Origin of the sequence: Actinomadura sp. KC216, assembly GCF_004348535.1 — a bacterium.
Classification (GTDB): Bacteria; Actinomycetota; Actinomycetes; order Streptosporangiales; family Streptosporangiaceae; genus Spirillospora.
In genome coordinates this window covers 1-9,756 of sequence record NZ_SMJX01000307.1, presented here as the reverse complement: position 1 = coordinate 9,756, position 9,756 = coordinate 1, and the positions used below count along the sequence as shown (strand labels likewise).

Below are 9,756 nucleotides of genomic sequence, written 5' to 3'. Positions count from 1 at the left end.
CCTCCGCCCCCGCCGCCCGGCAGCGCGACGCGTACTTCGACAACGTCAAGTTCTTCTTGATCATGCTGGTGGTGCTCGGCCACTTCTGGGAGGTGTTCCGGAAGGACAGCGGCGCGGCGAACGCGGCCTACACCGTCGTGTACGCGTTCCACATGCCGGTGTTCGTGTTCGTCGCCGGCTATTTCTCCCGCGGCTTCATGCGCTCGACGAGCAAATTCCGCGGCATTTTCCCGACGCTGGTCGTGCCGTTCGCCATTTTCAACGCCCTGTACCGGCTGCTGACCTATTTCAACGTCGACGATTTTCAGCTGATGGGCGCTTTCCGCCCGCAGTACCTGATGTGGTTTCTCGTCGCGCTCGTGCTGTGGCGGCTGAGCGCGCCGCTGTGGTCGCATTTGCGGTATCCGGTCGGCACGGCGGTCGTCCTGAGCCTGATCGCCGGAACCTGGAGTTTCAATTCCGACCCGACGCTGTGCCGGGCGGCCGGGCTGCTGCCGTTCTTCGTCCTGGGCCTGACCATCCGCACCGGAGGCGACCGGGAAGGCGGCCAGGGAGACGGCCGGGGAGACGGCCGGCCGGGGCCCGTGGAGGCCCTGCGGAGCCGCGGCTGGACACGCTGGGCGGGCATGTCCGTGCTGCTGGCCGCGCTGCCGGTCGCCTACGTCTGGGAGCGCGGGACCATCGTCCCGAAGATCGAGCACGGCGTCCGGCTGTGGAACCGCGGCTACGAGCACATGGGCTTCAGCCTGCAGGAAGGCATCTCCTACCGGCTGCTGGCCATGGTGTTCGCCCTCGTCCTCGGCGTCGCGTTCCTCGCGGCGGTCCCGCGCGGGCGGGCCTGGTACACGCGGCTCGGGACGCGGACGATGTACGTCTACCTGCTGCACGGCCTCGTGGTGAAGTCGCTGGACTACGGCGGCGTCCTCGACGACCGCTTCTTCCGGAGCCCGGCCGGGCTCGTCCTCGTCACCGCGGGCGCACTCGCGCTCGGCGTGGTCCTCGCCACGCCCCCTGTGGTGCGCCTGACCCGATGGGCCATTGAGCCCCAAGGCCGATGGCTTCTGAAGCCATCACAAGGCACGACATAAGTTTTTGCCTACACTTGCGGGTATAGTCCAGATTCACCGAGTAGTCGATTGGCCAACGCGTGAGCAGTGACCAGACCATCTCCTTGAGCGTCATCGTGCCCGTGCACAAAGTGCAGGGGTACATCCGGCAGTGCCTCGATTCCATCCTCGACCCGGACATTCCGAACCTAGAGGTCATAGCGGTCGATGATCATTCGCCGGACGGCTGCGGGGAGATTCTCGACGAGTTCGCCGAGCGCGACCCGCGCGTCCGGGTGCGGCATCTGGAGGAGAACGTCGGGCTCGGCCACGCCCGCAACATCGGCCTCGACATGGCCACCGGCGACTACGTCTGGTTCTTCGACAGCGACGACCACGCCACCGAGGGCGCCGTCCGCGCGATCTACGACCGGCTCGCCGAGACCCGTCCCGACGTGCTGGTCTTCGACTACGCCCGCTCGTACTGGAACGGCAAGATCAAGCGCAGCATCATCAACCACCTGTTCCGCGAGCCGCCCGCGCCGGACGTGTTCACCCTCGAAGAGCGCCCGAGCGTCCTCGAGATGATGATGACGGCGTGGAACAAGGCGATCCGCCGGGAGTTCCTGCTCGACCTCGGGCTGCGGTTCAGCGGCGGCTACTACGAGGACGTCAACGTCACCTACCCGATCCTGATGGCGGCCGAGCGGCTCAGCCTGCTCGACCGGGTCTGCTACATCTACCGGCAGCGCCGCCACGGCGCGATCACCAAGACCACCGGCGCCAAGCACTTCGACGCGTTCGCGCAGTACGACCGCATCTTCGAGTTCATGGACGGGATGGGCGCCGCCGCCGACCCGTTCCGGAACCTGATGTTCGACCGGACGATCTGGCACCTGCTCGTCATCATCGAGCGCGAGGACCGCGTCCACGAGTCGGAGAAGCCGCGGTTCTTCGCCGAGATGTCGGCCATCTACCACCGGCACGAGCCGGAGGGGCACGTCCCGCCCGACCCCGAGGACAAACCGCACCTCGCCGACAAGCACCGGGCGATCAAGGCGAACGACTACAAGGCGTTCGAGCGCGTCCGGGCGGCCGAGTCCAGGGTGAAGACGGCCAAGCGGCGGACCCGCAAGGTCGGCCGCCTCGGCAAGCGCGGCGTGCGCGCCTCGAAGGACCTCGCGAAGGACCGCTACTACCAGATGCAGCGCAAGCTGCCGATCGACGAGAACCTCGCGGTGTTCGCCGCGTACTGGTACCGCGGGTACGCGTGCAACCCGGCGGCGATCTACGAGAAGGTCCGCGAGCTGGCCCCGCACATCACCCCCGTCTGGCTGGTGAAGCCGGGCGCGCGCTCGACCATGCCGGACGGCGTCGAGTACGTCGTGACCGGGTCGGTCGACTACTACCGGACGCTCGCCCGCGCGAAGTACTTCGTCAACAACGTCAACTTCCCCGACTTCTACGTGAAGCGGCCCGAGCAGGTCCACATGATGACCCAGCACGGCACGCCGCTGAAGAAGATGGGCCTCGACCAGATGGAGTATCCGGTCGGCGCGAACGACATGGACTTCAAGGCCCTGATCACGCGGTCCGACCGGTGGGACTTCCTCATCTCGTCCAACCCGCTGTCGACGGAGGCGTGGCAGCGCGGTTTCCCGTGCGGCTACGAGATGCTGGAGATCGGCTACCCGCGCAACGACCGGCTGGTGACCGACCGCGACGACGTGGAGCAGCGGGCCCGGCTGCGCGACGAGCTCGCCGTCCCCCACGGCGCGACCGCGATCCTGTACGCGCCGACCCACCGCGACTACCAGCGCCGCTACAGCCCGATGTTCGACATCGGCCGGGTCATGGAGCAGCTCGGCGACGATCACGTGCTGCTGCTGCGGGCGCACTACTACTACAAGATCAAGAACATGGCGGCGGACATGGGCTGGCCGGAGGACCGTGTCATCGACGTGTCCCGGCACCCGTCCGTCGAAGACCTGATGCTCGCCTCGGACGTGCTGCTCACCGACTACTCGTCCGTCATGTTCGACTACGCGAACCTCGACCGGCCGATCGTGATCTACGCCAACGACTGGGAGACCTACCGGCTCACCCGGGGCGTCAACTTCGACCTGACGGAGACCCCGCCCGGCGTCGTCGCCACGACGGAGGACGAGCTGGTCGACGCGTTCGTGTCCCGGGCCGCGTGGAGCGACGCCGCCGCCAAGGACCGCGCCGACTTCAAGGCCCGGTTCTGCCCGTGGGACGACGGGCACGCGGCCGAGCGCGCCGTCCGGCGGATGTTCCTCGGCGAGAAAGTCCCGAACCCGCCGCAGTGACGTGCGGTGACGTGCCGCGCCTGCCGCGCGGACCCGCCGCGTGAACCCGTCGTCTTCCGGCCCGGCAGCGTCGCCGGTCCGGCCGAGTGATCGAAGGAGTGGGCCGCCTTGCCCGCCAGCAGGATCAGCGTGATCGTGCTCTCCCACGGAGCCGGGGACTCCCTGGACGCGACGCTGGAGTCCCTCGCGGCCCAGTCGCACACCGGGCTCGACGTGCTCGTCATGGACGACGGCGCTGGCGCCACCGCCGAGACGGCCGTCCCCGACGACCGGTTCCGCATCGTCCGGCGGGGCGCGCCGAGCCGGGGCGCCGCCCGCAATCTGGGCGTCGAGGAGAGCGACGGCGAGTTCCTTCTCTTCGTCGACGGCGGCGACGAGCTCCCGGCGGACGCCGTCGCGGCGCTGGCGGCGGCGCTGGAGCGATCCGGGTCCGATGTCGCGGTGGGCCGGGACGCCGTCCGCACGTGGACGGGCCAGGTGTCGCAGTGGCAGCCCCGCGACCCGGTCATCGAGCCGGTCACCGGCACGGACCTGCGCCGCAGCCCGGACCTGATCCGCGACCGGACGGTCTTCGGGAAGCTGTTCCGGCGCTCCCTCTGGACGGCGCACAAGCTCGCCTTCCCCGACATCGGCCGCTACGACGACCTGCCCACCACGGTCCAGGCCCTGCATCTGGCCGCGGCGATCGACGTGCTGCCGGACGTCGTCCTGCACCGCCACACCGACCGGTTCGCGCCGACGACGGAGGCGCAGGAGATCGCGGACGGCTTCGGCGCCGTCACCCTCGCCACTACCTGGCTGGAGGAGAACGGGCACGCCAGGTCGCGGCAGCGGTTCCAGCTCCTCGCCGTCGACGAGGACCTCCGCGTGTTCCTCGACGCGCTGCCCGACGTGCCCGCCGCCGAACGCGACCAGGTCGTCGCGCAGGCCGCCGCGTACGCGTCCGGGGTCCCGGCGAAGGTGCTCGCGGGCGCGCCCGCGCTGACCCGGCTGAAGTGGCACCTCGCGACGACCGCGCACACGACGGAGCTGGTGAAGGTCGTCCGGTACGAGCGGGGGAAGGCGTCGCCGTCGATCGTCCGCGACCCGCTGCGCCGGTACGTCGTGTACCCGTACTGGAAGGACGCCAAGCTCGGCGTCCCCCGCGACGTCTACCGGGCCCGCGACGAGGTCCGGATGCGGGGCCGCGTCCACGCGGTGGCCTGGGAGGGCGACCGGCTCACCGTCACCGGCGAGGCGTACATCAACTCCGTCAGCAACCGGCGCCGCTGGACATCGGTGAAGACGATGACGCTGCGGTCCGGCAAGCGGAAGATCGTGCTGCACGCCCGGCAGATCCCGAAGCCGGGGAAGAGGTCCGGGTACTCCGGGTTCGAGGTCGGGTTCGACGCCGGACGGCTCCGCGACCACGGCCGGTGGGTCGAGGGCGACTGGGACGTCGAGGCGTCGGTGTTCAACGCGGGCGTGTTCCGGCGCGGCCCGCTGCGCGGCGGCAGCTCCGGCAGCGGCGCGCACCCGCCGTACCGCTACGTCGCCGACGACGTCCGCGTCGTCCCGCTGATCGAGGACGGCCGCCTCGTCATCAAGGTCGAGAAGGTCCGCGTGAAGGCGACCGCGCTGCGCTGGGACGGCGACGCCCTGGTCATCGAGCTGGCGGCCGCCGGGGAGGAGCCGCGCGAGCTGGAGCTGACGCTCGGCGACGACCGCGTCCCCGTGCCGGTCACCGCGTCCGGCGGGAGGCTCACCGCCCGCGTGGACACCGCCGTCCTCGACGGCTCCCCGATCCCGCCCGACCGGATCGACGACACCCGCGACTGGACGGTCTCCACCGGCGGCCGCCCGCTGGTCCTCGCCGAGGGCGTCGAGGACGTCGAGCGGACGTTCGGCACGCTGGAGATCGGCGCGGGCCGCGGCCCGAGCGGCTACCTGCGCATCCGCCGCACCACCACCCGCCTCGTCGTGGACGACTGCACCTGGCGCCCGGACGGCACGCTGACCATCACGGCGGCGCACACCGTCCACGACGGCGGCGGCCAGATCGTGCTGCGCGGCCGGGGCCGCCGCAAGGAGCACGCGTTCGGCCTCGTCGCCGACCCGTCGTCGGGCGTGCTGCGCGCGGAGGTCCCGGTGGCGGGGGTGCCGAGCGTCGCGGGCGTCCTGCCGCTCCGCCCAGGGCGCTGGGACGTGCTGTTCCGCCCGCCCGGCGGCCGGGCGCTGACCGTCCGGCTGTCCGGGCCCGCGCAGAAGAACCTGCCGGAGCCGCTGGAGGTGGCGCGGCGCGGCTACGAGCTGGAGGGCAGCGACGGGCGGCTCGCCGTGTCGGTGACCGGCGACGTGTCCCCGGAGGAGAAGAGCGAGGGCGCGCGGTACCGCGAGGAGGCCCGCCGCCGCGTCGACCGGGACGGCCTGCGCGACGCCGTCGTGTTCTCCTGCTTCGGCGGGCGGCAGTATTCCGACAGCCCGAAGGCCGTCCACCAGGAACTGCTGCGGCGCGGCAGCGGCCTGGAGCAGCTGTGGGTGGTCAACGACGCGCAGGTGGAGCTGCCGAGCAGCCTGCGGGGCGTGCGGCTGAACGGCAGGGAGTGGCATGAGGCGCTCGCCACGTCCCGCTACATCGTGACGAACCACCGGCTCGGCGACGCGTTCCGGCGGCATCCGGACCAGATCGTCCTGCAGACGTGGCACGGCACCCCGCTGAAGAAGATCGGCAAGGACATCAAGGAGGTGCACTTCGCGTACACGCCGGGGATGAAGAAGGCGTTGCAGTCGAAGTCGGCGGGCCCCGCCGTTCCCGAGTGGAGCCACCTGCTGTCGCCGAACCCGTTCAGCACGGAGATCTTCCGGCGCGCGTTCTCGTTCAAGGGCGAGATGCTGGAGGTCGGGTACCCGCGCAACGACCTGTTGCACAGCCCCGCCGCCGGCACGGTCGCCGCGCAGGTCAGGGCACGTCTCGCCATCCCGGAGGGCAAGCGCGTCGTGCTGTACGCGCCGACGTGGCGCGACGACCAGTACTACAGCCGCGGCCGGTACAAGTTCGACATGCGCCTCGATCTGGAGCGGGCGCGGGCGGCGCTCGGCGATGACCACGTCCTGCTCGTCCGGCTGCACACCAACGTGGTGGACGGCGTCGCCGAAGACGAGCACGGTTTCGTCCGGGACGTGTCCCTGTACCCCGACATCACCGAGCTGTACCTGATCTCCGACGTGATGATCAGCGACTACTCGTCGGTGATGTTCGACTACGCCAACACGGGCCGTCCCATGCTGTTCTTCACCTACGACCTGGCCGACTACCGGGACCGGCTCCGCGGCTTCTACTTCGACTTCGAGGCCGAGGCCCCCGGGCCGCTGGTGGAGACGTCCGACGACCTGATCGACGCGATCCGGGACGTCGAGTCGGCCACGGCCGGGCATCGGGACCGCTACCGGGACTTCGTCGCCCGCTTCTGCCCGCTGGACGACGGCAAGGCCGCGTCCAGGACCGTCGACCGCGTGTTCGGCGCGTCCGGCTGAGGCGGTGGGAGCACCGCCAGCGCGAACGCGATGCAGGCGAACGGGACGGCGGGCAGCACGTACCGGTAGTCGAAGTCGGCCGTCGCCGCCGGGATCACGAGCAGCGCCAGGCTCGTCCCCCAGGGGAGCAGCGCACCCGTCCCCCAGTGCCAGGCGGCACGCCGCGGACGCCACCGCCCGCCAGCTCGCGCGTACAGCAGCCCCCCACCCAGCGAGCCCAGCAACAAGACACCCAGCACCGTGCCGGGCAGCACCACATTGTCCTGATATTTCAGCATCCACTCGGCCCACGGCTCGACGACCCGCGTCCTGCCGCCGCCCCCCGGGTCGTACTTCACGGCGATCTCCGCCTGCTCGTCGGCCCACGCCTCGCCCTCGGGGAACTCGTACTGCCGCCACGTCCACGGCGTCGGATACGGCCGCCGCTCCCACTCGAACGCCCGGAGCGTGTCGTGGACGACGACCTTCGCGTAGTCGGCGGGCTGCGCCTTGATGGCCTCCCGCGAGAACTCGCCCGCGAGCCTGTTGCCCCGCTCCCCGTAGATCCAGCCGGGGATGTCGCGGAAGGGGGAGTCGGCCGTCCACAGGGCGGCGAACGGCCGCGAGATCCGCGGATTGCTGCGCTCCGGGCACATGATCCGCAGCTCGGGACGCGGCTTGATGACGTCGCAGTCGGCGAACGTCGCGGTCCGCCCGTACAGCCAGACCTGCTCGGCCTTGGCCATCTTGTACTCGCCGTACACCGAATGGAACCAGACCGTGTACCCGACGACCGGGACCGCGAACGCCGCCACGACCGCGCCGCAGGCACGCCACCCCGCCCGCCGCAGCGCCATCGCGACGAGGATCACCGCGATCAGCGGCAGCCCCGCCGTCCTGGTGATCGCCGCGGAGCCCGCGAACAGCCCGGCCAGCGCACCGAGCCACCATGTCGTCCGGCGCTGCCACAGCACCGCCGCCACCGCCGCGAGCAGCAGGAACGCGAAGAACGAGTCCGACATGAGCATGTGCTCAAGAGCAACCTGATGCACCGGCAAAAGCACTGGAACCGTCAGCAAAGCCCCAAAAATCCCCACACCCCGGCCATTGCCGTCCGGCCAGGCCGCCCGCCCGGCCCGCCAAACCAACACATAAACGAGCACCCCGACCAGCACCCCGATGGCGTGCTGCACCGCCACCATCAACGTGAAGCTGTGGAACGGCTTGATCGCCCAGAGCAGCAGCGAGTACCCCGACGGCCGCGTCTTGCTGGGCGTCAGCTCCACCGCCGCCGTCAGGTATCCGGGCGAGTCACCGAACCACATCGGCGACGGATACCCCAGCACGGCGACGACCCGGACGGCGATCGCCACCACCAGCACGCAGGCGAAAGGCAGATGAAACAGGGCAGGCCGGGCAAGCATCACCAGAAGCTACCCACGGTCACGGTGATCATCCGCACGCACAATCACGACTCGGAGACAATGCCGGGGACCACAACCGGACAGCCGATAGCATCGGACGGCTTCCGACGACGAAAGGGCACTCCCAATGGCGAACTTCACGCTCGACGACGTTCGGCAACGGACGTACAAGGCGCGTGACGCCTGGTGGACGGTCCTCCTGGTCGACCCGCTCGCGTCCAGGCTGGTCAAGCTGACCGCCAACCGGACCCGCGTGACCCCGAACCAGCTCACCGTCGGAGCCCTCGTCCTCGGCCTCGCCGCCGGCGCCTGCTTCGCGATGGCCTCCTGGCCCTGGCTGCTCGCGGGCGCCGTGCTGTACCACCTGTCGTTCACGCTCGACTGCATGGACGGCAAGATCGCCCGCCTGAAGGGCACCGGCTCGGTGTTCGGCGCCTGGCTCGACTACATCTTCGACCGCGTCCGCGTCCTCGCCTGCGCGATCGCCCTGATGGGCGGCCAGTACCACGCCACCGGTAACGAGGCCTACATCTGGACGGCCCTCGCCGTCGTGTTCCTCGACATGCTCCGCTACATGGACGCGCTGGAGATCTACAAGGTCCGCTCCCAGATGCGCGACACCCTCACCGCGGCCCGCGAGGAGGCGCTGTCCCTGGAGGCCGCGGCCCAGCGCGCCAACGGCCAGGTCGACGAGGACCTCCGCTCCGCCGAGGGCGCCCTCGCCGACGACCCCGAAGCCGACATGCAGGACCGCGTCGTCGGCGACGACCCCGCCAACGCCGCCCTGCAGAGCGGCTTCTACCGCCGCTTCCCCTGGTACATCCGCATCCGCAACGTCCTGATGGCCGGGCGCATCCGTCCGCACCTGTTCAGCGGCATCGAGTTCCAGATGGGCGTCTTCATCGTCGCCCCCATCGCCGCCGCGATCGTCTCCGGCGCCATCATCCCGGTGGTCGCCGTCAGCGCCGCCGGCCTCCTCACCTTCGAGCTCATCATCATCTACAAGTTCTGGCTGGCGGCCCGCGACTACAGCCGCAACCTCACCAAGCTGAACACCAAGATCGCCGAATACCGCGACCGGCTCCCGGAGACCAACGACATCCCCGCCACCACCAGCTCCGGCTGACGTGGGCCGGGGTCACTTCAGGGTTCGGTGGGCCGTCAGGAGGAGGTACTCCCAGTTCAGGGTGAAGGGGGAGGTGGTTTGGGCGTGGTCTTCGGCCAAGGCCGTCAGGGCCTGGTCCAGGGCGGCCACCTTCTCCGGGTCTTCGGCTATGTGGCGGTACGTGGCGATGGTGGGGCCGTAGTAGGCCTTGAAGTAGTCGCGGAAGTCTTCGGGTTTGCCGAACGCGTCGACCCGGAGCGTACGGCGCTCGATGGTGATGTTGGTGACCCGGTCGCCCAGCAGGTTCTGGACGTGGCCGGGGTCGCCCCAGAGCGGTGGGGGCCTGTCTCTTATACACA

General features: G+C 70.1%; 5 protein-coding genes and 1 pseudogene. 4 read left to right on the top strand and 2 right to left on the bottom strand.

All coding sequences use genetic code 11. From position 1 onward, the window contains the following. From E1264_RS34530 to E1264_RS34520, 3 genes are all read left to right on the top strand, one after another. A partial coding sequence (locus E1264_RS34530) for an acyltransferase family protein (protein ID WP_132180359.1) occupies window positions 1-1,088 on the top strand: 1,088 nt, incomplete at its 5' end. Window positions 1,089-1,147: 59 nt separating this feature from the next. Beyond that, window positions 1,148-3,376: a bifunctional glycosyltransferase family 2 protein/CDP-glycerol:glycerophosphate glycerophosphotransferase gene (locus E1264_RS34525; RefSeq protein WP_207936604.1), complete on the top strand. Its 2,229-nt coding sequence runs from the start codon at window positions 1,148-1,150 to the stop codon at window positions 3,374-3,376. A 108-nt stretch (window positions 3,377-3,484) separates the two neighbouring features. After that, window positions 3,485-6,889: a bifunctional glycosyltransferase family 2 protein/CDP-glycerol:glycerophosphate glycerophosphotransferase gene (locus tag E1264_RS34520; protein ID WP_132180358.1), complete on the top strand. Its 3,405-nt coding sequence runs from the start codon at window positions 3,485-3,487 to the stop codon at window positions 6,887-6,889. On the opposite strand, the gene E1264_RS34515 is transcribed toward E1264_RS34520, so the two are convergent. After that, window positions 6,799-8,292, bottom strand: coding sequence for a hypothetical protein (locus tag E1264_RS34515; RefSeq protein WP_132180357.1), 1,494 nt, complete (start codon window positions 8,290-8,292; stop codon window positions 6,799-6,801). The genes E1264_RS34520 and E1264_RS34515 overlap by 91 nt on opposite strands. 127 nt (window positions 8,293-8,419) lie before the next feature. Between E1264_RS34515 and E1264_RS34510 the strand changes: the two genes are divergently transcribed. Continuing rightward, a complete protein-coding gene (locus tag E1264_RS34510) occupies window positions 8,420-9,418 on the top strand; it encodes a CDP-alcohol phosphatidyltransferase family protein (protein ID WP_132180356.1) in 999 nt (332 codons plus the stop codon). A 12-nt stretch (window positions 9,419-9,430) separates the two neighbouring features. On the opposite strand, the pseudogene E1264_RS43970 reads toward E1264_RS34510, so the two are convergent. Beyond that, window positions 9,431-9,756 (bottom strand): annotated as a pseudogene (locus E1264_RS43970) (hypothetical protein); the annotation flags it as partial.